Origin of the sequence: Pinibacter aurantiacus (assembly GCF_019130065.1) — a bacterium.
Lineage (GTDB): Bacteria > Bacteroidota > Bacteroidia > Chitinophagales > Chitinophagaceae > Pinibacter > Pinibacter aurantiacus.
Window position 1 is genome coordinate 190,410 of sequence record NZ_JAHSPG010000011.1, and the last position, 26,428, is coordinate 216,837.

The window sequence follows — 26,428 nt, forward strand, 5'->3', positions numbered from 1 at the left end:
ACTAGCTGCCGCATTTGGCTATAATTATAGGGTTACTCTACGGCAATCCCCTATCTTTGCACCTCAATTTTTCTAAAAAATGGATCGTAATACTATTATCGGCTTTGTATTATTAGCTGGTTTACTCTTCGCTTATCTTTTTATCTCAACTAAGAACACACATGAAATAGAGGCTAAAAAGAAAGCTGTCGAAGATTCAATCGCAAGAGTTGAATTTGCAAAAAAGAAAGCACAAGCGGCTGCAGATACTACCCACACTTTAACCGCTGCAACTGTAGACAGTGGTTTTAACAGCGCTGCCGCTGTAACAGAACAATTGGTTACCCTGGAAAATGAATTGGTAAAAGTTGTTCTTACAAGTAAAGGAGGCATTCCTAAAACTGTAGAATTAAAAAAATACAATTCTTTTCAAAACCAACCCGTGAAATTGGTTGATGGCGACAAAGATGTTATTTCTTATGCCGTTAATGCAAACAATGCGGGCAAACAAACTACTGACCTGTATTTCAAACCGGGTCAGGTTACAAAAGCTGCTGATGGCAGCCAAACGGTTTCTTTGGTGGTGAATGGTGGTAACGGTGAGGTGATCACGCACCAATACACTTTAAAACCAGATAGCTACTTCATCGACTTCAACATCGGTTTGCAAGGCGCTGATAAATTGTTATCCCAGAATTCTTTCAATCTTTTCTGGCAATCCCAACTGGTGCAGCAGGAAAAAGATCTGGATTATGAAAAACAACAATCCCAATTGTGTTTTGTACAGGATGGCGATTTCGACTATCACAACATCCATTCCACTGATATCAAGAAATTTGAAAAACCAATCAACTGGTTGAGTGCTAAACAACACTTCTTCAACACCACCCTTATTGCAAAAAATAATTTTGATGGTGGCCAGGTAGATTGGGCAGCTCCAACTTCTGATACAGTGAAAGAACTTTCTTTGGTGAAAGCCAGCTTCAACACAAAAGTGGCTCCAGGTCGCGATGTTAATATTCCACTGCAATTGTACTACGGACCTAACGACTATAAAATTTTGCGCAACAGCGGTGTAAAGAAAATGGACAAGATCATTAACCTTGGCCAAAGTCTCTATGCATTCGTTCGTCCGATCAACCAATACATCATCATGCCTGTGTTTGACTTCTTTAAAGGTTTTGTCAGCAGCTATGGTGTAGTTATTTTGTTGCTTACACTTTTCATCCGTTTGCTTACCTCTCCGCTTGTTTACTCAAGCTACTTGAGTGGTGCAAAAATGAAGGCGCTACGTCCTGAAATTGACCTTATCAGAAAAAAACACGGTGACGACCAACAGCAATTTGGTATGGAGCAAATGAAATTGTTCCGTGAAGCAGGTGTGAATCCATTGGGTGGCTGTATTCCGGCACTGTTGCAAATCCCGATCTTCTTTGCGCTGTATAGCTTCTTTAACTCGAATATAGCACTGCGTGGAGAAAGCTTCCTGTGGGCAAAAGATCTTTCTGTATATGATTCTATCATCAGCTTTGGTGTAAAAATTCCGTTGCTGGGAGATCATATCAGCTTGTTTACTTTGCTTGCTGTTATTACCAGCTTCCTGATCTCATTGTACGGTATGTCAAACACTCCGGATCAAAATAACCCGGCGCTGAAATACATGCCTTATATTTTCCCATTCATGCTGTTGTTTATTTTCAATAAACTTCCATCGGCGCTGACATGGTACTATACGGTTTCAAACGTTATTACGCTGATCCTTCAGTTTGTAATCCAGAATTACATCATCAATCACGAAAAGATCCTGGCAAAACTGGAAGAGAACCGCAAAAAGCCTAAGTCAAAATCCAAATGGCAGGAAAGAATGGAACAAATGCAGGAAACGCAGAAAAGAGTGCAGGATATGCAGCAAAAAAATAAAGGAAAATAATAAATCACAGATTTTCAATAAAAAAGACCTTCGTCGAATTAGAAATTCAGAAGGTCTTTCTTATTTTTAGAAGGCAACTATATACTTATCAACCTCGTCTAAGCAAAAAGGATATCATCCCAGTGATTATCATGAAAAAAGTAAAAGCTTTAATATCTTTTGTTTTCCTCATTACAACCTTACACTCTGTTGCACAGAAAAAAGTGTCTGACCTTACCCTCGTTTACGATGCCGTTATCAATACCGGAACATCTGAACCCAAGCTGGCAGATGCTTTTGATGGATCAACCACCACCATATTTTTGAAGTCTAACCTGAGCCGCACCGAAATGGTGAGCGCACTCGCCTCTTTTACAACCATTTACAACGGACAAACGGGCAATGCTGTCATCCTCGAAGAAGTGAACGGCCAGAAGCTGCTCATTAAAATGAATGCTGACAACTGGAAGGAAAAGAACAAAAAATATGCAGATATAAAGTTCGTCGACTCTACCGAAACAAAAGTAATTGCCGGATATAAATGTAAAAAAGCAGTTGCCCAACTCAACGATGGCACCTCTTTCGTGGTGTATTATACCACAGAGATACTTCCAGAAAATATGGATTTCAACTATCAGTTTAGAAATCTGAAGGGCCTTCCGTTGGCATATGAAGTAACGCAGGGCAATCTCAAAATATCTTACACCGTTTCATCCATAAGTTTGAACCCGGTGCCTTCCTCCAAGTTTGACGTTCCCAAAAGCGGATACAGGGAAATGACATATGATGAGAGCAAAAAGCTTGGAATGTAAGCTGCGTCTCACCTTGTAGCATCTATAAAAAGCTTTATAACTGTAGAGTCCGTCGCAGGTTGCACTAATTCAGCCTGTTAGCTCGACATGATCTGACCGAAAACACCGGAAAGGCGTATTTTCGAAGCTTATTGATTATCTTTCTGCAAATAGCATTGCTGTTCGCTATTCATCAACAAAATGCAAGAACCATTTTTGCTATGAAAACGATATTGATTTTGGCGCCTCATACAGATGACGGAGAGCTGGGTTGTGGTGGAACGATAGCCCGCTACATCAACGAAGGTCATAGGGTTATTTACGCCGCTTTTTCCACGTGTAGCCAATCGCTGCCACAGGGTTTTGCCCCGGATACCTTAAGAACCGAAGTAACAAATGCGACTGCAGTTTTGGGCATCCTCCCACAAGATCTTATCATTTTCGACTATGAAGTCAGGCGATTTAAAGAGGCGCGTCAGAACATTTTGGACGACATCGTCTCGCTTAATAAAAAGCATGAAATCGATATGGTATTCGTTCCATCACCCACTGACATCCACCAGGACCATGAAGTAATTTATGAAGAGGGATTGCGGGGGTTTAAGAATAAAACCATTTTCGGCTACGAAATGCCATGGAACAATATTTCGTTCAATGCACGATCTTTCATAAAGCTAAAAAAAGAACATATCGATAAAAAAGTGCTTGCCCTGCAGGAATACGTGTCGCAAAACGGGCGGCCTTATACAAATGAAACATTCATCCGTTCATTGGCGACTGTGCGCGGCACGCAAATTGGCTGTGAATATGCTGAAGCTTTTGACATCATCCGAATGATAATCAATTAAAGATTGCGGCAATGCTCAATAAAGAAATATTGATACAATGTCTGGCTAATGAAAGTGTTGAAACTGTTATTAACGACGATCTGCACATTACAAAGGCATTGCCATTGAACCAGGCAAATGACGTCAGTGCTTTAATATGGATCAAGCCGGGAAATATAAATGCAGATTCCGATGTCAAAAATATTCTTGCAGGATTGGTTGTATGTGATGAAGCCACCTACAAATTGCTGTCAGCAAAAAATGACCGGTTGAAAAATTTTATCGTCACACAAGATCCTAAACGCGTATTTTCTTTATTGGCAAATATTTTTGTGAAACCGAAACATTCGCCGGGCATTCACGCTACAGCCATAGTTCATCCAAATGCGAAACTTGGTAAAGATGTCTACATAGGGCCTCACTCTATTATTGAAGAGTGCACAATTGGCGACAACACAATAATCTATGGCAATTGCTTTTTATTCTCCAATGTCAGCGTCGGTAAAAATGTAACGATCAATCCCGGGGTTGTTATTGGAGCTGATGGCTTTGGTTATTCAAGAAATGAAAATGGTGAAGTTGTAAAGTTTCCGCACATAGGAGGTGTTGAGATAATGGACAATGTTGACATTGGTGCAAACACCTGCATCGACCGAGGGGCTCTGGGAAATACTATTATTCATTCGAATGTAAAAATTGACAACCTCGTGCACATTGCGCACAATGTAGTGATACACGAAAATGCTTTTATCATTGCAAATGCTATGGTGGGCGGCAGTGCAGAAATTGGCGCAAATGCCTGGGTGGCCCCTTCCACTTCGATCAACCAGCAACTGAGCGTTGGAGCAAATGCAACGATTGGGACAGGTTCTGTTGTTACTAAAAACGTTCCTGCAAATGAAGTATGGGCGGGCAGTCCGGCACGCAACATGACAGATTTTTTGCGTATCCAAAAAAATTTAAAAGATCAGCTAAACGACAATAATGCGTAACATATGTGAAATGTGCGCTTATTAATCAAGCAACCCTCATTTGATTTGTGAAAAAAAGAATTCTATTTCTTATTGGTGATGATCCTAATTATGATCAGAGAATGCAGAAAATCTGCAGCTCACTGGTCAACAATAATTATGAGGTGTTACTGGCCGGTATCGCCAAAACAAAGAATGTAAAGCCGTTGATATCACAATCATTTGAGCAGCGCCGATTCAGGGTGTTTTCAAAAACGGGCTTTTTGCTATTTGCCGAAGTCAACTTTCGTTTATTTTTTAATCTGCTTTTTACCAGATGTGACGCAATTTGTGCGATTGATCTGGACACAATCATGCCGGCTTATTTTCTTTCTGTAATTAAGGGAAAAAAAAGAATACACGATGCCCACGAGCTTTTCTGTGAAATGCCGAGCGTTGCGCTGAGGCCACGCATTCATAAATTTTGGAAGCGCGTCGAAAAAACTTTTTTACCAAAGTTCAAAAACGGCTACACGGTAAATGAGAGTCTTGCCAAAGAGTATAACACAATGTATGAACTATCTTATGAAGTGATAATGAATGCAGCTGTATTGAATCAGGACGATAAGATTGAGGTAGAAAAAGACAACCGTCTACTGCTTTACCAGGGCGCCATTCAGGCTGGAAGAGGCATTGAATACATTATCCAGGCAATGACGCACTTAGACGCCCACCTTGTTATTTGTGGCAAGGGGGACTATTTTGAAGAAGCAAAACGCCTGACATCGGCATTGGGGTTGCAAGATAAAATTGAATTTAAAGGATATGTTTTACCTGCAGATTTAAAGTTGATCACACAGAAGGCATTTATTGGTTTAAATACAACGCTGGCTGAAGGCAAGAGTTACTATCTGTCACTATCTAATCGCACTTTTGATTATATGCATGCACTAACGCCACAGATTGCGATGGACCTGCCTGAATACGCACACATTAACAGCGAATTTGAAGTGGCTCTTCTGATAAAAGAGCTATCCGTTGAAAACATTGTTTCCTCTGTCCGGCTTTTAATGCAGGACGAAGCATTATACAACCGGTTACAACAGAACTGCAAAAAGGCACGACTGCAATACAATTGGCAACATGAAGAAAAGAAACTGATTTCGTTCTACAACCATTTGTTCAAAGCCGATTAAAAGCTGATACTACGGTTATAGATACCCCAATTGCATTGATGCACGCTATTCACTTTATTGATTAAATTTACCGTTAAACAATACATTTTTCCGAACCATAAATTATGATAAAAGCTAAAGAAAATTATGTTTTACCATTAGCCATTATAGCGTTTATAATCGGAAAAATATTTTTACTGCATACGTATTTTTTTTGGGACAGCACACAGGCGCTGTCTGTTCCTGCTACTTATTTATACGACCACAATTTCAGCAATTTCAATTACCCCAATGGCGTTGCTGATCCGCCGCTGATTCATTTTATTTTAGCCTTGAGCTGGAAATTTTTTGGACGCAGTCTTGTAACATCCCATGTAGCTCTCGGCCTTTTTTCTATCGGTTGTTTTTACCAGGTATTCTTGTTTTGCAAAAGAAATGCGTCGGTTAAAATCACTGCTGCTTTTCTTTTTTTGCTGATGATATTAGACGCCTCTTTTTTAACCCAAACATTGTTGTTGTTTCCGGACATTTTTCTCTTTTTCTTTTCTTTTTTGAGCATTAATCTCTATCAAAAAAATAAGCGGTTTTTGCTATCCTTTTCGCTTCTGTTCTTGTCGATGTGCAGTCTTCGGGCATTCTCTATTTGCGGAGCAGTTGGCTTAGCCATTTTCTTTTATGAATTGTACATTGATAAAAACAACGCGCCATTACAAGTTTTCAAAAGATCTATCATTCCGTTTCTTCCCGCGATTGCAGCAATTGTAACATTCTTTGTTTCAAAAAAAATAACTACCGGCTCTTTTTTCATACAAGATAACAGTTTATGGAAAGGAAGCTGGGAACTGGTTGGCATTAAACAATTCCTGGGAAATATAAAGGGCGTTATCAGATTCATGCTGGACAATGGAACAATTGCAGCGTGGATTGCCTTGATTTTTGCATGGTCCAATGTAAAAGACAAAAAGAAATTTCTGAATGACAACCGTTTTATCATTTATCTTTTTGCTTCGACGTTATTTGTAATGAGCTTGCTCACACTGCCTTTCACCAATTCATTTGGTAAAAGATATTTCATATTGCCTTGTATATTTCTAAACTTTCTTGCGGGTAAAATGGCTTTCGAAGCATTAAGAAGAAGGATGGCAATTGCTGTTTGCGTGCTTATGCTTGCCGGAATGATATCCAGTCATTTCTGGAAATACCCGGAGCGTTTTTCAACTGCATGGGATTGCAGCCTTGGGCATTTGCCTTATTACAGACTACGGCAACAGGCGATCGATTATGTTAAGCAAAACAATATTGATCCTGCAAGTATGAGTTTCTTCTTTCCCGGTGCACAAGCAGGAAAATACATTGAATTAAATGACAGCGAAATGTCTTTTGCTGAATTTGATCTTTCGCAAAACACATATGCTACCTGCAGTAATATTTCAAACAGGGATATTGCATTGAAGAATGAAATAGTCAATCATTGGCAATTGGTAAAAACGTTTTCCAGTTGCGGTATTTATATCAGCATCTATAAGCGCCCCGGTCGGTAGCTCCTATGCGACCAAGTGAGTGCGTTATACTTGAAGTTTTTGCTTCAAATACTTTGTGAGGGGCTCGTCAACCAGCTTAAATCCAATAATTGCTAAAAGATTTAAAGCAATAAATAAGAAAACAATGTTGCTGCTAAACTTCATAAGAATCGCAGTAAAAATACCAACATGAATTAGATAGAACACGTAGGAGCTTTGGCCTAATAAAACAAACGCCTTGCCTCCCAAAATTCTGTTTAGCCTTGTATTTTCGGTTATCAAACCCCAGAACAATAGCGAGATTCCAAACAGCGGAAGCGTAAAATTATTTAACGTAACACGAATTAAAGTCAACCGGGAAGGATCTTTTACTAGTTCAGCCAGGTAGGCGTACACAATTAAATGAACCAGAATAATGGCCAACCCTACATACGTCAATCCAATTTTTCTTTCACTATCTGCACGCTTATTTTTCAACAATAATGCCAGCGCAATTCCTACAAAGAATTCGAAGCATCTGCCAAACAATGAGGTTTGAAGCATAAAATCATTGGAACCAAAAAAGCCGTAAAAATCAAAATTCTTGAATACTGAAACTAACAGCAGGCCGAGGCCAAGCAAGATTGCAGGAATAGCAATAAGATTCCATTTACTTTTCTTCACGCAGAAAAAAAATATCGGCACTAATAAATAGAACATTTCTACGACCGTTAATGTCCACGTTTGTCCAACTCCGGACAAAAATAAGTCTTTGAAAAAGCCCTTTAATAAACTAATGTTTAAAAGGTACAGTTTCCAATTTATGTTCATTTGTAAACGAAAGAAAAAGTTTGCAAGAAGCGTCAAGGTGGTAATGCCCCAAAAGAGAGGATATATCCTGACAAATCGGTTTGCAAAATAATTTCTCCAGCCTTTTTTTTGTGAAGTTTCGTAATATTTATTGGCAACGACAAAACCACTAAGCACAAAAAAAAGAGACAACTCAATATGCAATATGTTTAAATCGCGAAAAAAGAAATACAATTGATTATCATAAATAACTTTTCCCCCAAAGGGTGATACGTGCGTAAAAAAAACCAAATAAGCCGCGATAGCTCTTATTCCCGTCAAAGCGGGAAAATTTGTGCTATTCTTCATAAATCGTTTGTCAACAGTTATTTCATTAAATACATTTTGCCGTAACCACTGTTAAAGAACTGATCTGTATTATCACCTTTAGCCTTGTATTTGTCCATCTTTTTGCCGTCTAACGTTGTTACAACCCGGTAAATGTAAACACCATTTGCCAAACGCTGACCAAACTGGTCGGTTCCGTCCCACTTAAATTCAGTAATGTTTCTACCAATATGGAGAGGACCAAGTTCATCTTTTGTAATTTCTCTTACCACTTTTCCCGTTACCGTTAAGATCTGGATCTTGAACTGCTGAGGAATTTCGCTTCCGGTAATGGTAAATACAAACGCCGTCGACGTGGTAAACGGATTCGGATAGTTAAGCAAATTAGAGATCATTGGCTTGCTGATGACAGTAAAGCCAATTCTGTAATCTACCTGTCCTGCCGAGTTTCCACTCTTGTCTTTGCCTGATAATATCAATTCATAATTATCCCCGTCACTGCTGTAAGAATTATCAAAGGAAGGTGTAAACTCGATGCTCGCCGTATTGTCAGACGCACTTTGAGCAGGTACAAACCTTACCGTATCATTATCATATTTGTACGTTCTTATTTCTCCCGGAGTAATCCCTCCATCGGGGCTTGGGAATTTCACTCTTACTTTTACCAGTGCCGTATCGTTCAGCAGCAAATACTTCGCATTGTCTTTCAGTTTGATGAGGATATGCGGTTTCGCGGAAACGATATCCTGGTTCAGAATGTGAACGCCATCAAATGTTACGTCCAGCATCGGATTAATATTATCTCCTTTTACATAGAAATTTTTGTAGAAGAAGTTGTTGTACAAATACTGTTCCGGCTGGTCAAGATCCGGATTGAAGTTTACATACATCGTATTGCTTCCCGCGAAGGCCTTGGTATCTACGTCATACCTTAAAGTAACTGTATCGCCTGCAATCAACGCTTTTGTCCTCGGAAGTGTTATCACGTGAGCAACGTTGTCTTTATCTGTCACTGTCATTTTCACCAGGATACTATCAAACTTCGTTTGGCTGATGTTTTTGAAAGCTACTGCCAATGGTAGTTTTTCTCCTACATCAAGTGTGTCCTTAAACTTGAAGTACAAGTTTGTAGCTATCGCCCCTTCCGGAACGGGATCGTAATTCACCCTCCAGTATTTCAACTGATACGGCGTGATTGAAATGGTGTCTTTTGTGTACATCCTAAACTTGAGGTTAGGATAAAGCTTGGCATCGATTGACGAAATATCCACATCAGCATCAGAAGGCAACAATGTCCTCAAAAGAGTTTCATTGTTATTGTAATCCACTCCTATCAACTGAACGGTCACGCTATCTTTAGATGGGTTCTCGGTGCTGTTGCCGCGCCAGTGGAATTGCTTCCAGGCTTTTGCCGGACCGAAGGTTGGAGAAACCACGTCACCTTCAAAGTTATCAATCTGCCCTGTTACCGATAAACTCAATTTGTCATAGGCTCCGGCAGTAAATGCGCTCTTTGCAGCAAAAGAAGGATCATTATTTCTATAAACAAATATGAATGCCCTGACTGAATTGAAGGTGTCAATGTTTATAAATCCTTCCTGCAATAACTTGTGGTAAAGCGATTTGTTGTGTCCCAAAACAGTCGTGTCATCCTGCCATTGTTTTGCATAGGTAACGCCTGTCGTGCCCGAAACTGCAGGATTTCCAATAACAACCCTCGCAATTACGTAGGCTTTATCAGGAAGAGAATTAAGGAAATTATATGCATTTATTCTTCCGGTCTGATTGCTTAGATCATACTGGAAATTATACCTTCTGTCATCTGCGCAAACTGTATTTGAATTATAAAGGCCTGGTTGCCCGGTGGGGCCATTTTGCCATAATTTAAATGTGATCGGATCAAACACATTAAATACAATTCCGTACCCACAGGCATTCTGAATAAACAAGTTTCTTGACGACCCTGCCCAGAAGTCGCCCGGAGCACCCCATCCACCGAAAAGCACTCCGCTTTTCACATCAATGGTGACGTTACTACTTGCATATTGCCATTTTCTATTGCTATTGATTTCCACCGAATCCGCTACAGAGCCAAGATGCTGGTAGTAATGTGACTGGTTGAAGCCAGGTGTGCTTTTGCTCAGATAAATAAACGAGAACATATTCCAGTGGTAGTCATCACCGGCTTGTGGAACAATGGAAACCCTCCAGTAATAAACAACACTGTCCGAATAGTTCAATCCGGAGTTAAACTCCATCACACCACCAACGCTGTTCAATTTCACCTGGCGCTTCAGGGATGAGTTAAACAATGTTGTAGTATCAATTTCCATTATGTAGTCTCTTGCTTCACTAAATGGATTTGATGTTGAAGCATATAGCTTTTGCCCCTGCGTATTTACAATTGAATAGTTGTAAGGATATGCCGGTCTTGCTTCATCCTCATAAATGAAGAACTCTTTCGTAATGCTATTGTTTGATTCAGACATTTCGTCAACAACGTTATCTGCATCTATGGTGATAACAACTTTATTGGTTCCTTTATCTTTTGAAGCAATGATAGGAATAGGAACAGTAACTGAATCGCTATAATAAATACCACGCATTTTTTGCCTGTACAACACACTTGATGTTCCGTCAGGATGAAGGTGTTTCACTTCAAGTACAATGGAATCTGTAATTGCCTTTCCAAGATTGTACAACCTGATGAATGCTTTACAGTTTCCTTCTGCAAGAGAAATAAATGATGGCGTTATCAATACCTGCGGATCTTCGATCACGTAATCTGGCTTGGCCTGGAAATTAAACGTGATGGCCGGATCACCATGAATGAGTATTTGCTCCGCGTGAAAGCGTGAATAAAAATCAAGCTGATTTGCATACATTGTTCTTAACGCTTCTTTATTAATTACACCAAGGGTTTGCGTGTAATTTTTAGATCGTATGTCCTCATTAAAATTGATCAGGTAAGGATGTAAATACTGCACTATGCCAAAGTGGGTACTTGCCACAAAGGCAATGGCACCGCGTTGTTTGGCCAGCGTGAATTTTTCAGAGATGGTTTCTTTGGTAGTCAAACGGGAGGTGGTAAAAGAAAAATCATTACCCGCGTTACAGCCACTTACGGAGAAGATTGGATATTTACCTGCACTATTGTAATTCTCAGGATCGCTCAAATTAAAATCCAGCGCTGTGGAAGCAGAGTGTCCAAAATATGTCAACAGGCTCATCCCATTTTCAAACAAGTTCGAAATTGTTTGCGATACGTCTTGCCCTGCATTATTTACCGTTGTTTTACAGAACACAGTCACCTTTGTTCCTGCTAATGTGTCCTGAATTATGTTTTTATAAACGTCCACGTATTGACACAACAATGGACCTGTTAAATCATCATCGGCACCGGTAAGCTCAAGCACGTTTTTCATCCAAAGCCTGTCTGCAATGGTATGTGGTGATGTACGCTGCGCAGTTTCGTATTGTATTAACTTCTGCAAATAATCCTCCACCTCACTTCCATTAATAACGGACAATCGACCTATGGGAATTGTTATTATGGGTGAAGAAACGCCGTTCGCACTGAGCATATTATCTGATGCCGGATTACCAAATGTGGGCACCAGGCATAATTGTTTCAACAGGCTATTGCCGATATTTACAGCTGCTTCTGCGTAGTTAACGCCTTTGCCGATTAATAAGACATTCTTCGGCGTTGTTGCAAACTTAGTTCTTGCATAGGCAATGAAATTCTTAACTGATGAGGGATGATAGGTAATACCGTAAGCGAATTGATCTGTCAAGTCTCCTATCTCAACAATCTTTGCTTTGAAACCTCCTCCATTAACCGAGCTTCTGTAGTTGGCATAATCCTGGATTGGGTTGTTGCCGCTTGTTCCGGTATACAGCACAGGGTTTGTGATGATAAGAAAGTCACCCTGATTTTCACTTTTTGAGTAGTCAACAAATTGCTTGGGAGTAAGTGAGCTCACCGTGGTAAACCTTCCGGCACCCTGGCTCGCCAAAACGAATGTCGATGTGGTGGAAGATGGCGGCAATGAAAACTTCACCTTACCTGCCGTAGCAATATTACCTATATATCTCTTTTGCGTAGTAATATCCAATAGCACCGGCGCAACACCACTGGTGATAAAGTTTGTAATTTCAAGGTAGTAGCCGCTGCTGTTGGGAGCAAGGTCAAACTTGAAATTTTCTGCTGCTGCACCAAAATTGAATTGTCTCGGATAAGTCAGCTCAAAAAAAGAAACCACAACCCTGTCGGGCGTGCTATCTGCAGCATTGTAAAAAGAAACAGTAGTTGAAGCGTTATTAAAGTTCGCCAGCGGAACTGGTGCGGTTTGCACAACATCTGATTCTAAATTCAATTGAGCAGAGCCTACCACATTATTATTAACCTTCACATCAAGCCGGCGACTATAACGCTGGTTGTTTCCAAATGCGCCATATTTTATAGCGCCATCCGGAGCACCGCTGCCTGTATACAAAAACAGATTGGTTATGGAAGGCGAAGTCAAGGTAGCTTTCGTTCCAATATCTAAACTGCTCCAAAATTCTCCCTTATCGTAAGAAGATGAATATACAAACTCACCGACATCCTGGTAAAAGCCCGGATTAATCTTGTTTTTATAATAAATTCCAACTGTATACAAGAAGTATGGCTCAACAGGTAATGTTGGATTACTCACATCGTTAGCCAAAGTGCTATAGCGGGCATTTGCTGCAACATTTGGACGAACAAATAAGAAATAGGTTGCTGTGTCATTAATCAGACTTACAGCTGTTGTATGTTGAAAAGCCGGATCGAGGTACAGTTGCCTATCGGGAACACCATCATTTGTTGTTGCCCAGAATTCGATATAACCATTTGCTGGCAGCTTTCCTGTTGCGGCAGATGTATACAACGGAACCTCTTTTCCGTTTCTGTACATCGCATAGTCTTCCGCATTGGCACCATCAATACCCACCGTTGCTAATGTCGAAACCGGAATGCGATACAAACCGGTTTTTATTACTTTGAACTTATAATATGTTTTAGAAAAGTCTATCCATTCATTGCCATAGTTCTGAGCCATTGTGGCAAAGCATATCATTACCAGCAGCAGCGTTAAACAATAACTTTTATGACAACCTATCTTTTTTTGCATAGTAAAAACTTATTTTTTTCCGCCTTTTTTCTTCAGATCAAGTTTTAAAGAAAAAACGTGCGTGTATAGGGGATTGGACTGATTCGCAAGATTTGTATAAGCGTAATCAATTTGCACATTAGCAACCTTGAAACCTGCACCCAGACTTGGTTGATAGATCCAGATTTTTTTAGTATTGGTAGTATCGGCATCATCAAGCGTCTTTTGAAAATTATTAATACCTGCTCTCACAAAAAACACATTGTTGATAGACGCTTCAAGGCCTACTTTAGGGTCTATGCTTACTGGATTAAAACTAACAATTGTTCCACGTTTTCCGTCGAAAGTAACGTCAAGATTTGCTTCTGCCAATAGATTAAAAGATTTGGAAATATTGAAGTTATAAGCGCCGCCAAGGATCAGTTTGGGAGCGGTAAGCTCTGTTGATTTCACGGGTACGTCATTACCGGTAACGTAAAAAACTTCTCTCATTTGCTCACCGATATTGTACGACCATGCGTTGAAAGTTGTCGTAACGTCTCTTGCAACCGCACCCAGCTTCAAATTGCCGGAGGTATACTGAACGCCTGCATCAAAACCGAAGCCCCAGGCAGTAGCAAAATCGCCGGCTTTTCGGTGTATTATTTTTGCATTAACGCCAAAGTTGAACTTGCTTTCATTTTTCAATTCCACTTCCTGCGCCAGAGAAAAGAGGAATGCGTAGTCTGCAGATGAGAAGGTTGTAATATTGTCAAAGTTGAGGGTTCCATCGGGCTGAACTAAAAAAACCGTATTGGGGATATCATCCACTGCAAATCTTAGAACAGAAATGCCAAGTGTTCTTTTCCCGTCATTTAAGGGGATTGCCAAATTACCGTAATCGTATTTTCCTATGCCTGCGAAGTATTCAGCATGCATCAGGTTTACCTGAGGAGCATCTTTTACATTAACCAAACCGGCAGGGTTCCAGTAACCGGCGGTGCCATCTGCAACGCTGGCTATCTGGGCATTACCCATTGCCAAACCCCTTGCGCCTGTACCAATATTCAAAAATTCATTGGAATATTTGCGGAACTGTGCAAATACAGCAGTAGTTTGGAAAAGGACAAAAAACAATAAAAGCCACCTCATTACATGCTTCATGCATTCAGTTTTTCTAAGATAATTGATTTTTTACAAGTATATAAGATGCCATTTCATCACTAAAGGCTGCATATCTGCCTTTACAAATCAGACATTTCAGGGCAGAAAAAGGACACCCGATTAGCAAAAAAACAAACGTTCCCCGAATGTAATTATTGCACACTATAGTTGTATTAACTGATTAATTTACTTTTGCGGAAATTATTCAAAGATATGAACCTGGTAGAAGAATTACGATGGAGAGGTATGATTCAGGATATTATGCCTGGAACTGAGGAACAATTGCTTAAGGAAATGACCACTGGCTATATTGGCTTCGACCCTACTGCCGATAGCTTACACATTGGAAGTTTAGTACCTATTATACTGCTCGTGCATTTACAAAAGGCTGGGCATAAACCAGTTGCGCTGGTTGGCGGTGCCACCGGCATGATTGGCGACCCGAGCGGTAAAAGTGACGAAAGAAACCTTCTCGATAACGAAACGCTGCAAAAAAACGTAAATGGCATTAAAAGCCAGCTGGAAAAATTCCTCGATTTTGACGCAGCGAAACCAAATGCCGCCGTGATGGCCAATAACTACGATTGGTTCCAGGGCATTTCCTTCATAGATTTTCTGCGTGATGCCGGAAAGCACATTACGGTGAACTACATGATGGCCAAGGATAGCGTGAGAAAACGCATTGAAGGGGAAACCGGCATTAGCTATACCGAATTTGCTTACCAGCTTATGCAGGGCTACGATTTCTTTTGGATGTATAAAAACATGAATGTCAAATTGCAAATGGGCGGTAGCGACCAATGGGGCAATATGACAACAGGAACGGAACTGATCCGTCGTAAAGCCGGTGGTGAGGCTTTCGTTTTCACTTGTCCGCTTATCACTAAAGCTGACGGTGGAAAATTTGGTAAATCTGAAAAAGGAAACGTTTGGCTGGATAGTCAGAAAACCTCTTCTTATGAGTTCTACCAATTCTGGCTAAAAGCATCTGACGAAGATGTGCTAAAATGGATCAAGATCTTCACTTTCATACCTAAAGAAGAAATTGATGCATTGACCGAAGAGCACGATAAAGACAGAAGCAAACGTATTCTGCAAAGCAGACTTGCAAAAGAAGTAACAACGTTTGTGCACGGAGAAGCTGAATACTTGAAAGCTGTAGAAACAACAGAAAAATTGTTCTCTCAGCAAAACGCACCTGCAGACTCACTTTCATTGGAAGATCTTGAGGGCATGGACGGCGTGGTAAAATTTGATTTTCCTTTGGAAAAATTAAAAACGGGCGTTGACATCGTGAGTTTTCTTGCAGAAACTAACATATTCCCAAGCAAAGGCGAAGCCCGCAAAATGGTACAGGGCGGCGGCGTGAGCATCAACAGAAACAAAGTTGGTGACCAACAATTTGCGGTGAATGATTCATTGCTGTTGCACGACATGTACCTGCTGATACAAAAAGGTAAAAAGAATTATTATTTGGTGAAAGCCGTATAAGAAATGACTGAATAACTGAGTAACTAAATAACTGATGTTGCTAAGCAATCACGAGTTCATTTATTCAGTTATTCAGCTTATTATTTCCCTATTGATTTGCGCGTCAAAACGAACACCAGCGCTCCTACCGCGGCAATGCTTATGCCGCCCAATGCGAAGTAGCCCGTTGAAAATAAGATGAACAGCCACGCTGCGATAGACACGATAACGGGCAGCGGATACAACCTCATTTTATAAGGCAATTGATCTGTTCCTTTTCGTTTTCTCAGCAACACAACTCCTATCGCCTGGGCTATAAACTGCACCAATATGCGCATTGCTAAAATGGCACTGATCACATCGGACAATTTGAAGAGCAAACTAAAGATCAAACCTACACCTCCGAGAAACAGTAATGATACATATGGAAATGATTTTGTGGGGTGCAGCTTCGCAAATATCTTGAAGAAACTTCCATCAACTGCTGCTGCATAAGGCACACGCGAATAGCCCAGCATCACAGCAAACAACGAAGCGAATGCGATCCATAAAACGAATGCTGTCGCCACTTTTGCGGCAGTGTAACCGTATAATTTTTCGATAAAGGTGCTTACCAAAAACTTCGATTCCATTGCCTCTTGCCAGGGAACAACTTTTACAATACTCACGTTCATAAACAGATATAAAATCGCTATGCCGATAATGGAAATGAATATGCTGCGCGGAATATTTTTTCCTGGTTCCTTTATTTCTCCACCCAGATGGCAAACGTTATAATAACCGAGATAACTGTATACCGTTTTTACAGAAGCCTGCCCCAATAAGGCCCACAATGCAAATGAAAAAAGTGTTTCATTGCCTTCAGGTAAAAATGTGTACGCAACAGTACCTTTTGTAAAGCCGCCGAAAATTATCCAACCAATGGTAATAAAAACACCACTGCACAAAAACACTGATATCTTGCCAATGGTTTCTATTTTTCGGTACAATAAAAACGTGGTTAAAATAACCAGCGTACCCGAAACGATCTTTCGTTCGATATCTCCCAACGGAACGAGATAGCTTAAATACTGTGAAAACCCGATGGATGCGGAAGCCACTACCAGTGGAGCCTGTATGCATGTTTGCCAAACGAATAAAAAAGAAAGAAGCTTACCCCATTTTGAAGGATAAGCTTCTTTTAAAAAATTATAACTACCTCCGGCGAGCGGGTATGCTGCACCCAACTCACTCCAGATCATTCCATCTATTAACGATATTACCGCGCCTAATATCCAGGCCCATAAAAACAAATGAGATCCTGTTGTTTTTATTACCAATGGCATTACAACAAATGGTCCTATTCCTACCATATCGATCATGTTGATAGCCGATGCCTGTACCAATCCTATTTTTCGCTGAAGTGTTGTTGACATGAAGGAACAAAAGTAAAAAATGTAGTTGAGAATTGAGAGTGGAGAGTTGAGAGTGAAGCTATTCAGTTACTCAGTTAATAAACCATAACTCTCCACTCTCAATTCTCCACTCTCAACTAACTCCTACTTCTCATCCGCGCTTGGGCCATACAACCCAGGAACAGGAATATTGAGGAGCCTCAGATAAACCGTAAGCTGCCCTCTATGATGAACAATGTGATTGAGCACCATGTATCGAAGAACTATTTTCCGTGGTAAAGTAAACATCACATTGTCGCCATTTCGTAGTGTCCACTTCTCTTCCATTTCTTCGTCGGTAACATTCTGAAGTACGTCTTTTGCAGTTGCCAAATGCTCTTCGAAAAGTTCTAGAATATCTGCTTTGTTTTCTGCCATTTTTCTGTCAAAACCTTTTGACAAATCCAGTTCGGGATGCTTGATTGTCATAACTACCCACACAGGTAATTGCGTAATGTGCTGAGCGAGATAGCTAATGGTGTAGGATTTTTCATGCGGTCGCCAGCTTAAATTTTCTTCCGGTAAATTATTTAGTACTCTCCTCGTTCCTGCCGCTTCGTGTTCTAATTCTGCTATAATAGCCTTGTTTAGTGCCATAGAATAATTTTTTTTAAAGTTATCGGAAAAAAAATTTCGAAAAAGATTGAAATTTGTTTTGCGTGAATGTGCTGTTCCCTTATTTTTGCACTCCATTTACGGATTGCCCGATAGTATAATGGTAGTACAACTGATTTTGGTTCAGTTTGTCTTGGTTCGAATCCAGGTCGGGCAACAAAAAAGCCGCTTCAATTGAAGCGGTTTTTTTATGTCTTATTCATTCCAATATTTCACATTGATAGCCATTTTTCTCCACCAGTTCAATTACCTGTACGGGATGAACTTCATTTCCCTGAATCCTTAAAATTTTATCGCAGTCATTCAGATCAAAATTTATTTTAAGCGAAGGAAACGTCCTGCTCAACATCAATAACAAAATTTGGCTTTCCTGTCTCCTTTTTACATTTGTTTTAAAGACTTCTACCATTGTTTTCTTTTTAAAGCTATGCAAGGACCACCTGCCGCCTTTTTCCTCGCTTACTATTTAAAAAATTGCCGGTTCTTTTTCTCTATCTGAAGCAATAGCAATAGAAGAAATACATGTACTCTCAACGGCACACATAAAATGTGAATGCTTTTCTTTTGCAACCTTTTTATGCGGGAACGTTTCATTTATGTAGACTATAAACATACTCAGCCAGATAGATTTGCAAGCGAAACCTTAATTGAACTTGAACACGCTTAATACAAACACAATAACAAATAGTGTGAGCTGTATTATATGAAAAAGATTAAGATTACTCCTGATTTTTATAAGACTTTCATCGGCGACACTTATAGACGGGGTTGAAGCAATAATTTTTTTAAGCTTCATTGTTTGCCTTCTGCCAATTATCATTCCGTTTAAGATTATAATAACAACAAGACCAAACTTGATTCTGAACCATAATTGCTCTCCAAACACGCCATGAGTGATGCCCATCATTGTTACGCCAGACGCAATGAGCAAAATGAGACTTACACCCATTAGCAATGGAATTCTTGCCATTGCTTCCTGTATGGCAACGCCTCTTTCTCTATCCAAAATTAATTGCTGCCAGAATTTTTTAGAAACGAGATAATCCATCAATGTGGAACCGGCCAGTATGGTGAGGCCAATAATATGCGTTACTAACGCTGCGTAGTATAAGGTCTGCATGGTAAGTTTAAATTTATTTCGTTTTCGAATTATATACTGTAAAAATAAAACGTTTTCGATGTAATATGCAAGCTTTCGTTATAATATTTTTACATTTACAACGAAACCGAAATAAACCGTTATGAATAAAACAGTTGCACTGGTTAATGAATGGGCGGCTTTTGAACAGCATCATCCGGATGGATCCATTGACGATTTTTGCAGGCATTACCTGGCACATAGGGAGCACAAAAAAGAAAAGGGGCCGCTTGTAGGCGGAGTTGTTCCTATTATAAATGATGGCCTGTTGTTAAAAATAATCGGCCGCATACATAAACTAAATACGAATTACGCTAACCTCGCATTGAAAGGAACGGGAGTAAACCAGATTGAAGAGTTCGGCACTTTGCTCACCATTAAACAAGAAAAGAATCCAAGAAAAACAGAGGTCATCTATGCCAACCTGTTTGAACTTTCAAGCGGTACCGACATGCTCGCACGAATGAAAGCCAGGGGCCTCCTAAAGGAATATGATGACAAGGAAGATAAACGTTCCAAAAGAATTGAGCTTACTGCCAAAGGAGAAAAGGTGGTTGCCGATTGCAAGCAACGAATAATAATGAACGCTAAAATGATGGTGCACGATATGGCAGAAGATGACAAAGAGCTTTGCATTCAGCTTCTGAAAAACATCGAAATAAAATTTTCTGCCTTGTGGCAAAAACATAAGAACAAAGAGTTCACTGAAATTTATCAAGCCATTATGGAAGAAGAAAAAACAAACGGAAAAAAAAGTAAAGAGAAAAAGGATAGGCTCCAATGCAGGCAGGTTATTAGTTTTTAGTTGTTGGCCTTTATGCGAAAAATGCCCGCTGGATGGAACCAGCAGGCATTTTTAAAAAAGGGCGAATGCAATTCGCCCCTACAATTTTCAATTTCAACTTTCAATTATTTCAACGTCTTTATCTTGATATTCCTAAAGCTCACTTCGTTGCCGTGATCTTGCAAAAGGATGTGCCCCTTTGGTGCTTCGCCGAAGTTTGGCCATACCTTGTATTTGCTGATGGCAACCAGGTCGCGGAAAGATTTTGACCCTCTTTCATATTCCAGCACTTTAACACCGTTGAGGTAATGTTCAACATGGTTGTTAGGCAACACAACAACACGCCCCGTGTTCCACTGTCCTATTTTTCGAACAAAGCGAGGATCTTTTTTTGCTGTGATCAAATCATATAAAGAAGACAATGTTCTGTTTCCATCGCGGCCCAATTTTGCATCGGGATGTAGTTCATCATCCAGCACCTGGTATTCGAGACCGATGGCTGAGCCCTGATTGTTTTCACTTAATGTTACAAAATATTTCACGCCGCTGTTTGCACCGGGAGTAAGTTTAAATTCAAATGAAAGATCAAACGCATTGTATTCATCAATTGTTACAATGTCACCACCATTCGCAGATTCTTTTCCTTCAGACGAAATAACGGTTAATGCGCCCTCCTCAATTTTCCAGCCTTGCTCAGGGAAGCCCGGTTTGTATGCACCTTTCCAGCCCTTGCTAGTTTGTCCGTCAAACAACAATTTCCAACCGTTGCTTTTCTCGTAATCGCTTAAAGTGTTCAGTTGCTTGTTTACTACAAAAATATTTTTCGAAAATGGCACCGGTTTTAAATTGGCGGTTTGAATGCGAATGTTTTTGAAGTACACTTTCTTACCCGCTTTATCATTTTTGCCAATGGCATGTACCTGCAAACCAATGAAGCCTTTTTTATCCGCATCGTCAACCAGGTACGCAACAGACTGACCATTTACAAACGTGCGAATATCGCTGCCAATACACTCAATGCGATAGTGATTGTAGCCATTTACTTTGAATGCTTTTTTTGCTTCAGGATGCAGCGTAAGCGGATACAACCAATCTCTTCTTGCTTCATCGTAAATACCGCCGGACCATGCTCTGGAAGAACCATCTACTTCGGCCTGGTAGCCATATACGCGCCCTTTACCATCGTTTCCATCGGGATCAAAATGACTACGTAGCTGAATGCCTGAATTGAAGGTAGAATCTTCGATTTTTATATCTGCTTCCAGAATAAAATCACCATACTCTTTTTCAGTCACCAAAAATGAATTGGGAGAACCCGTAACAGTAGTGCCTACAATGTTGCCATTTACTACTTCATACTTTGCTTTTCCCGTTGCCTGTTTCCAGCCATTTAAAGTTTTGCCGTCAAACAAATTTGTCCATCCGGAAGTTTTTGTTTGTGCAAAAGCCGGAACAATAAATGCGCTGCAAGCGAGAATCATTATTGAGCGGGTAAGTTTCATATTGTTGTTTGTTTTTTCTTTTATTATCAGGAGAAATTATAGGTTGTTTGCCAATTTTGTGTTGCTCGTGAATCAATTGCTTTGTTTGCAAGATGCACACATACTGCTGTTGTGGCACCGGTGATAATGTTAGATGCTGGAACAGATTTCTCCACTATGCATTTATAAAAATCTTTCAGTGCATACCATGTACCATCTTTTAGTTTTTCTTTAACCAACGAAACGCCCCCGTCATTTCTTTCTACAATTTTAGTGGCACCGGTAACGCCGTCTACGGTTTCGTGTACCACATCGTTTCCTTTTTCAGGATAAAAAACACCGTCGTTGGTTAACAAATGTACTGCTCCTTTTGTGCCTTTTATTTTAAAGATATAGCCATCGTGGGCATTGCCGCAGGTTGCGCCAAAGTTGCCAATCATGTTGTCTTTATCATATCGCAGAATGGCCTGTACATTGTCGTTTGTTTCCCGGCCGTCTTTGTAAAAATCGATGCCGCCAACGCCCACCACTTCGTTTGGATGCGTATCAAATGCCCAGTTGATAAAATCAATTTGATGTGATAGCAGCTCTGCCACTAAGCCACCGGAATATTCTTTGTACATGCGCCAGTTGATTTTCCTTTCCAACTCCGGTGATGGTACCGGTCTGCGCCAGTTCCAGTTACGATCCCAGCGACAATCAATTTGTACCACTTTGCCGAGGTAACCTTTTTGTATCATTTCTTTCACAGAAAAATACAAAGGGGAATAGCGGTATTGGTGCCCAACCTGTAATACCTGTGTGCTATGGCTTTTAGAAAGTTTCACCAGGTCAATGGCCTGATCAATGGAGTAGGTCATTGTTTTTTCCAGGTAAACATGCTTGCCTGCTTTTAATGCATCAGCAGCTATTTTGTAATGCTCGGAAAGCGGCGTGGCTATTACAACTGATTGAACAGTCTTATCGTCTAGTAATGCTTTGTAATCTTTGTAGACCTTTGGATTGTTTGTAACATCAACTTTTTTTGCCTCTTCAATTCTAAAATCGAGAACATCACAAATAGCGACTACACTGAAATTATCGTTCAGTTGTTTTATCACAGACATTATACCCTTGCCTCTGTCACCGCAACCAATAATGCCGACGGCTATTTTATCACCGCCACTTTGCGCATGCAATAGTTGATTGCTTAACAACAATCCACCTGCTACCAGACTTCCATTTCTAATAAAATTTCTGCGATCCATTGTTAACTTTTTTAAACGCTTGCCTCTAAGATTTACCACTAAGGCCCGTCCGACTGGATTCATCCGGGCGGGCACTAAGGACACTGAGTTTCACTAAGGGTACCCTTTGTGCGGCTTAGTGTCCTTAGTACCTTAGTGGTAAACTAGAATCTTTAAAATTTTTACTGGTTGTATCTTTAATGACACCATTGTCTTCGTAAATAAAATAAGCACTCATATCTTTTCTATCATCCACAAATTTCATCGCTTTCGCAAGTCCCATTAACATCAACGCATTGTCATATGCATCGGCTGTAATGGCATTTTTTGCAAACACTGTAACACTTATCAATTCGTTTTGCGAAGAATAGCCTGTTTTCGGATTAATGATATGCGATACTTTCTTTCCGCCGGACTCGTGATATTTTCTATAACTCCCCGAAGTGGTTACTGCACCACTATCAAGACTGATCACCTTTTGAAAATGTTCGTTATCAAAGTCACTCTGCGGCGCTTCTACTCCAATTTTCATGGCGGTGTTTTCCGGATATTTCTTTCCTTTCACGCGTATTTCACCACCCACTTCAATCATGTAATTTCGAATGCCGTTTGCTTCGAAAAAATCGCTCAGCACATCCACGCTATATCCCTGTGCAATGCCGTTTACATCGATCTGTACGCATGGCTTTAACTTCCGCAGAAAATTATTTTCCAAAACGAGCAGCTTTGAACTTATGCATGGCAATAATGATTGTATAACCATACTGTCCGGTTCGCTTGCATTTTTCTTATTTCCAAATCCCCATGCCTGCACAAGTGGCAAAACGGTAATGTCAAACAATCCGTTCGTTTGCTCGTATGTGTCTAATGATTTCTGCACTACCGCTGTCAAATGTTTATCAATGTTACATCCGCTGGCAGATGCATTGAATTTGCTAATGACTGAATACGGTTTGTAAATTGACAAAGAACTATCAAGGCTATTTAAAATACTATCAACCTGCCGTTGATGGATCGAACTATCTTCCGCGTAGTATGTAATGTGATAGGTTGTTCCCTGAGCAAACCCGCTGATTTGGAATTTATGCATTTCATTAAACGATTGCACATTCCAAACATTCAAGCACATTAAAAACAAAAAAACATTCATACGCTATTAACATGTCGTCTTTGGTTTATGGTGCGGTCATTTTTCAACGAACGTGTTGCCCCTCTGGGGCTTGCGCAGGGCGATTGCTATTCGCCGCTACATTTTCAATTCAAACACCGTTCGGGTGTAGCAGGGCGAATGCGATTCGCCCCTACCATTTTCAATTTTCAACTTTCAATTTTCAATTAAACCACCGGTTCCCAGCCTTTCTCATACGTTCTTCTCCACAACGCCATCGCATCTTTATCGTTTAGAATGTGGCCGTTTGATGCATCGCAGCTCAACGTGCGCCCGGTCCTTTGCGAAATATTCGCCAGATGGCAAAGCAGCACGCTTTTATGCGCCTCACTTACCGGAGAATTTAATTTCGCCGCGCCGCGAATGCTTTGGAGGAAATTGTCGAGGTGAAACAAATCATCATTGCCGCTTGCACTTAAAGTATTTCCTGCTTCTACAACAGCAGTGCTTTTTACTTCTTTGATCAGTTTATTGCTGGCATCATAAATGGCATAGTCGCTACCTCCTTTGTTGATCAGTGAACCTTTATCTCCGTAAATAACAAAGCCTCTGCCAGAACCTTCTACAGGGAAATTATTGCAACTTCTTCCTTCCCAAGTAATGGCTTTATCGTTGCCAAACTCAAAGCTGGCGATCTGTGTGTCTGGTGTTTGCCAATCATCTTTAAAGGCATATCTGCCACCGGCAGAAGTAACTTTAGTAGGATATTCTGCATCAAGGAACCAACGGCAGCAATCAACTTCGTGTGTCGCGTTGTTACAGGTTTCTGATGTGCCCCAATGCCAGAACCAGTGCCAGTTATAGTGAACAAGATTGTCCTGGTAATCGCGTCTTGGCGCAGGTCCTTGCCACAAATCAAAATCAAGTGTTGAAGGGACTGGAATTTTTTTCCCGATGCCAATTGATTTTCTATTGTTGGTGTACCATGATTTTCCTAAATAAGGTTTGCCAATGATGCCGCCTCTCACTTCCTGCACGGCTTGTATCAATGTAGGCATTGATCTGCGCTGGTTACCCATTTGAATGAGTTTGCCAAATTTTGCTTCAGCTTTTGTAAGCAACTCGCCTTCATATGGATTGTGCCCACACGGTTTTTCCACATACACGTGTTTGCCATTGGAAACGCCCAATATTGCAGCAGGTGCATGCCAGTGATCGGGTGCAGCCACTACCAAAGCATCAAAGTCTTTTTGCTGAACAAGCTTGCGTATATCTTTTACAACAGTTGGTTTGCGTGGTGCATTTTTCAATGCATTCAATCCGTTTTGAATGGCTTTATCTTCAACATCGCAGATGTAAGCGATTTCCACATTGGGCATTTTGGAAAAACATTCGGCGAGATATGAGCCCCGGCTATTGACGCCCATTACAGACAATACTACTTTATTACTGGGAGCCATTTTTCCAAACACAGGAAAATTAAGAATGGTGAGGCCTGCGGCCGAGGCGGAACTTAACTTAATGAATTTTCTGCGATGCATTGTGACAAGCTTTTTTTATTAAGTGTTAAATGTATATAATACGCATGAAATTTTTTCTGTTTATTTAAAAGTTAATCAGGTTGTTTGAATTAATTTGAAAATTTGAGGATTTGAATATTTGAAAATTCATTCTGTGCAATTTGTTATTTTTCAAACTAACCCACCAAATATCGAAGAGCAATAAAAAATTCGGAATGACGCCTCTAAAGCATTTTCAAATATTCAAATCCTCAAATTTTCAAATTCTCAAATTGGCTGCCTTTCCGTATCTTGACCGCCTAATATTTCGCAACATGAAAAGACTACTGTACTCGTTTCTTATTTTAACAGCTGCATTGCTTTCATTTTCCGACAGCAGTGCTCAAAAAAAGAATCGCAACAAGAATTCTCCTTTAGCTGGAACAAATTGGAAACTTGCGTATGCAGGAAACTCGCCTTATAATCCGCCTCCGGGTGTAAGACTTGTTTCGATGACATTGAACGATTCCACCAAAAATATAACCGGTTTTCTCGGCTGTAATAATCTTGCTGGTAACTATATGCTTTTTGGAAAAGATGGGATTACGTTCACTGTCGTTTCAACGAAAAAGGCCTGCACGCCGGATGCGATGAGAGTGGAAAACGATCTTTCAACCGCGTTAACAGATGCTAATAAGTACAAAATAGACGGAGACAAGCTGGCTCTTTTTAAAGATGATACTTTCGTGGCGGCATTCATTGCGCAAAAAGAAGAAACTCCACATCCATAAAATAAAAACGGGTAGTTCGCACTACCCATTTTTATTTGTTTCTGTTTTATCTTAAAAATCATTTCATCGGATAAAGTAGGGAATAGAGTTTCAATCCCCCGTTGTAGTGTTAGGCAACGGAGCATCCTAAAGTTAAGCTTCCTTTTTCATAGCATTTAATATCTCCGCAAATTTTTCTTTATAATTTCCTCCCCTCCAATAGCCTCTTTTCTATCTTTTTTCTTTTGTCTTCTTTCCGGTTTTTGGGGCCGGTTTGTTTAATTTGTTGTATATCGACTATAATTTGGTAAAACGATTTACATTTGTTTTAATCATTTTCAATTTCACCTGAAACC

Annotated in this window: 20 protein-coding genes and 1 tRNA gene; 10 read left to right on the top strand and 11 right to left on the bottom strand. The window is 40.2% G+C overall.

Going from position 1 to position 26,428, the window contains the following annotated elements; all coding sequences use genetic code 11:
• The first annotated feature begins 79 nt into the window (after positions 1-79).
• From yidC to KTO63_RS14230, 6 genes are all read left to right on the top strand, one after another.
• Entirely contained in the window at positions 80-1,909 is a 1,830-nt protein-coding gene (gene yidC / locus KTO63_RS14205) for a membrane protein insertase YidC (RefSeq protein ID WP_217791989.1), read from the top strand.
• A gap of 131 nt (positions 1,910-2,040) precedes the next feature.
• Positions 2,041-2,700: a hypothetical protein gene (locus KTO63_RS14210; protein WP_217791990.1), complete on the top strand. Its 660-nt coding sequence runs from the start codon at positions 2,041-2,043 to the stop codon at positions 2,698-2,700.
• Positions 2,701-2,900: 200 nt separating this feature from the next.
• On the top strand, positions 2,901-3,527 hold the full coding sequence (locus KTO63_RS14215; protein ID WP_217791991.1) for a PIG-L deacetylase family protein: 627 nt from the start codon (positions 2,901-2,903) through the stop codon (positions 3,525-3,527).
• A gap of 11 nt (positions 3,528-3,538) precedes the next feature.
• A complete protein-coding gene (locus tag KTO63_RS14220; RefSeq protein WP_217791992.1) occupies positions 3,539-4,498 on the top strand; it encodes a UDP-3-O-(3-hydroxymyristoyl)glucosamine N-acyltransferase in 960 nt (319 codons plus the stop codon).
• A gap of 47 nt (positions 4,499-4,545) precedes the next feature.
• On the top strand, positions 4,546-5,652 hold the full coding sequence (locus KTO63_RS26465) for a glycosyltransferase (RefSeq protein WP_217791993.1): 1,107 nt from the start codon (positions 4,546-4,548) through the stop codon (positions 5,650-5,652).
• A gap of 104 nt (positions 5,653-5,756) precedes the next feature.
• On the top strand, positions 5,757-7,172 hold the full coding sequence (locus KTO63_RS14230) for a hypothetical protein (RefSeq protein WP_217791994.1): 1,416 nt from the start codon (positions 5,757-5,759) through the stop codon (positions 7,170-7,172).
• Positions 7,173-7,196: 24 nt separating this feature from the next.
• On the opposite strand, the gene KTO63_RS14235 is transcribed toward KTO63_RS14230, so the two are convergent.
• From KTO63_RS14235 to KTO63_RS14245, 3 genes are read right to left on the bottom strand one after another with little or no spacing between them, the layout of a single operon-like run.
• On the bottom strand, positions 7,197-8,288 hold the full coding sequence (locus tag KTO63_RS14235; RefSeq protein WP_217791995.1) for an acyltransferase family protein: 1,092 nt from the start codon (positions 8,286-8,288) through the stop codon (positions 7,197-7,199).
• Positions 8,289-8,305: 17 nt separating this feature from the next.
• Positions 8,306-13,426 (bottom strand): putative type IX secretion system sortase PorU2, encoded by a 5,121-nt coding sequence (gene porU2 / locus KTO63_RS14240; protein WP_217791996.1) that lies wholly within the window; start codon positions 13,424-13,426, stop codon positions 8,306-8,308.
• 9 nt (positions 13,427-13,435) lie between these two features.
• On the bottom strand, positions 13,436-14,548 hold the full coding sequence (locus KTO63_RS14245; protein WP_232373180.1) for a putative type IX sorting system protein PorV2: 1,113 nt from the start codon (positions 14,546-14,548) through the stop codon (positions 13,436-13,438).
• 192 nt (positions 14,549-14,740) lie between these two features.
• Here KTO63_RS14245 and tyrS point away from each other — a divergent pair, with 192 nt between their 5' ends.
• The gene (gene tyrS, locus KTO63_RS14250) at positions 14,741-16,039 is read left to right on the top strand and encodes a tyrosine--tRNA ligase (RefSeq protein WP_262901990.1); all 1,299 of its coding nucleotides are present in this window, start codon (positions 14,741-14,743) and stop codon (positions 16,037-16,039) included.
• An 80-nt stretch (positions 16,040-16,119) separates the two neighbouring features.
• On the opposite strand, the gene KTO63_RS14255 is transcribed toward tyrS, so the two are convergent.
• Positions 16,120-17,433, bottom strand: coding sequence for an APC family permease (locus KTO63_RS14255; protein ID WP_217791997.1), 1,314 nt, complete (start codon positions 17,431-17,433; stop codon positions 16,120-16,122).
• A gap of 123 nt (positions 17,434-17,556) precedes the next feature.
• A complete protein-coding gene (locus tag KTO63_RS14260) occupies positions 17,557-18,048 on the bottom strand; it encodes a DinB family protein (protein WP_217791998.1) in 492 nt (163 codons plus the stop codon).
• Between the two features lie 104 nt (positions 18,049-18,152).
• Between KTO63_RS14260 and KTO63_RS14265 the strand changes: the two genes are divergently transcribed.
• Positions 18,153-18,223, top strand: a tRNA-Gln gene (locus KTO63_RS14265).
• 42 nt (positions 18,224-18,265) lie between these two features.
• On the opposite strand, the gene KTO63_RS14270 is transcribed toward KTO63_RS14265, so the two are convergent.
• A complete protein-coding gene (locus KTO63_RS14270; RefSeq protein ID WP_217791999.1) occupies positions 18,266-18,475 on the bottom strand; it encodes a hypothetical protein in 210 nt (69 codons plus the stop codon).
• 234 nt (positions 18,476-18,709) lie between these two features.
• Entirely contained in the window at positions 18,710-19,186 is a 477-nt protein-coding gene (locus KTO63_RS14275; RefSeq protein WP_217792000.1) for a hypothetical protein, read from the bottom strand.
• A 121-nt stretch (positions 19,187-19,307) separates the two neighbouring features.
• On the opposite strand from KTO63_RS14275, the gene KTO63_RS14280 reads away from it, so the two are divergent.
• Positions 19,308-20,009, top strand: coding sequence for a MarR family winged helix-turn-helix transcriptional regulator (locus tag KTO63_RS14280; RefSeq protein ID WP_217792001.1), 702 nt, complete (start codon positions 19,308-19,310; stop codon positions 20,007-20,009).
• Positions 20,010-20,113: 104 nt separating this feature from the next.
• Here KTO63_RS14280 and KTO63_RS14285 read toward each other — a convergent pair whose 3' ends face one another.
• The 4 genes from KTO63_RS14285 to KTO63_RS14300 form a co-directional block, all read right to left on the bottom strand.
• Positions 20,114-21,490 carry a 3-keto-disaccharide hydrolase gene (locus KTO63_RS14285; protein WP_232373181.1) on the bottom strand — a complete coding sequence of 459 codons (1,377 nt, stop codon included), beginning with the start codon at positions 21,488-21,490 and terminating at the stop codon, positions 20,114-20,116.
• 26 nt (positions 21,491-21,516) lie between these two features.
• Positions 21,517-22,716 carry a Gfo/Idh/MocA family protein gene (locus tag KTO63_RS14290; RefSeq protein ID WP_217792002.1) on the bottom strand — a complete coding sequence of 400 codons (1,200 nt, stop codon included), beginning with the start codon at positions 22,714-22,716 and terminating at the stop codon, positions 21,517-21,519.
• A 124-nt stretch (positions 22,717-22,840) separates the two neighbouring features.
• Positions 22,841-23,785: an FAD:protein FMN transferase gene (locus KTO63_RS14295; RefSeq protein WP_232373182.1), complete on the bottom strand. Its 945-nt coding sequence runs from the start codon at positions 23,783-23,785 to the stop codon at positions 22,841-22,843.
• Between the two features lie 245 nt (positions 23,786-24,030).
• The gene (locus tag KTO63_RS14300; RefSeq protein WP_217792003.1) at positions 24,031-25,344 is read right to left on the bottom strand and encodes a Gfo/Idh/MocA family protein; all 1,314 of its coding nucleotides are present in this window, start codon (positions 25,342-25,344) and stop codon (positions 24,031-24,033) included.
• A 293-nt stretch (positions 25,345-25,637) separates the two neighbouring features.
• On the opposite strand from KTO63_RS14300, the gene KTO63_RS14305 reads away from it, so the two are divergent.
• Positions 25,638-26,093 (top strand): META domain-containing protein, encoded by a 456-nt coding sequence (locus KTO63_RS14305; RefSeq protein ID WP_217792004.1) that lies wholly within the window; start codon positions 25,638-25,640, stop codon positions 26,091-26,093.
• The last annotated feature ends 335 nt before the right edge of the window (positions 26,094-26,428 follow it).

What these genes read in the sequence shown, in the direction of transcription:
- KTO63_RS14260 (WP_217791998.1), bottom strand. Translation starts at nt 18,048, where the DNA reads ATGGCACTAAACAAGGCTATTATAGCAGAATTAGAACACGAAGCGGCA.
- KTO63_RS14235 (WP_217791995.1), bottom strand. Translation starts at nt 8,288, where the DNA reads ATGAAGAATAGCACAAATTTTCCCGCTTTGACGGGAATAAGAGCTATC.
- KTO63_RS14275 (WP_217792000.1), bottom strand. Translation starts at nt 19,186, where the DNA reads ATGCAGACCTTATACTACGCAGCGTTAGTAACGCATATTATTGGCCTC.
- KTO63_RS14300 (WP_217792003.1), bottom strand. Translation starts at nt 25,344, where the DNA reads ATGCATCGCAGAAAATTCATTAAGTTAAGTTCCGCCTCGGCCGCAGGC.
- KTO63_RS14210 (WP_217791990.1), top strand. Translation starts at nt 2,041, where the DNA reads ATGAAAAAAGTAAAAGCTTTAATATCTTTTGTTTTCCTCATTACAACC.
- KTO63_RS14280 (WP_217792001.1), top strand. Translation starts at nt 19,308, where the DNA reads ATGAATAAAACAGTTGCACTGGTTAATGAATGGGCGGCTTTTGAACAG.
- porU2 (WP_217791996.1), bottom strand. Translation starts at nt 13,426, where the DNA reads ATGCAAAAAAAGATAGGTTGTCATAAAAGTTATTGTTTAACGCTGCTG.
- KTO63_RS14290 (WP_217792002.1), bottom strand. Translation starts at nt 22,716, where the DNA reads ATGGATCGCAGAAATTTTATTAGAAATGGAAGTCTGGTAGCAGGTGGA.
- KTO63_RS14215 (WP_217791991.1), top strand. Translation starts at nt 2,901, where the DNA reads ATGAAAACGATATTGATTTTGGCGCCTCATACAGATGACGGAGAGCTG.
- KTO63_RS14245 (WP_232373180.1), bottom strand. Translation starts at nt 14,548, where the DNA reads ATGAAGCATGTAATGAGGTGGCTTTTATTGTTTTTTGTCCTTTTCCAA.
- yidC (WP_217791989.1), top strand. Translation starts at nt 80, where the DNA reads ATGGATCGTAATACTATTATCGGCTTTGTATTATTAGCTGGTTTACTC.
- KTO63_RS14255 (WP_217791997.1), bottom strand. Translation starts at nt 17,433, where the DNA reads ATGTCAACAACACTTCAGCGAAAAATAGGATTGGTACAGGCATCGGCT.
- KTO63_RS14295 (WP_232373182.1), bottom strand. Translation starts at nt 23,785, where the DNA reads ATGCATAAATTCCAAATCAGCGGGTTTGCTCAGGGAACAACCTATCAC.
- KTO63_RS14305 (WP_217792004.1), top strand. Translation starts at nt 25,638, where the DNA reads ATGAAAAGACTACTGTACTCGTTTCTTATTTTAACAGCTGCATTGCTT.
- KTO63_RS14230 (WP_217791994.1), top strand. Translation starts at nt 5,757, where the DNA reads ATGATAAAAGCTAAAGAAAATTATGTTTTACCATTAGCCATTATAGCG.
- KTO63_RS14270 (WP_217791999.1), bottom strand. Translation starts at nt 18,475, where the DNA reads ATGGTAGAAGTCTTTAAAACAAATGTAAAAAGGAGACAGGAAAGCCAA.
- KTO63_RS14285 (WP_232373181.1), bottom strand. Translation starts at nt 21,490, where the DNA reads ATGAAACTTACCCGCTCAATAATGATTCTCGCTTGCAGCGCATTTATT.
- KTO63_RS14220 (WP_217791992.1), top strand. Translation starts at nt 3,539, where the DNA reads ATGCTCAATAAAGAAATATTGATACAATGTCTGGCTAATGAAAGTGTT.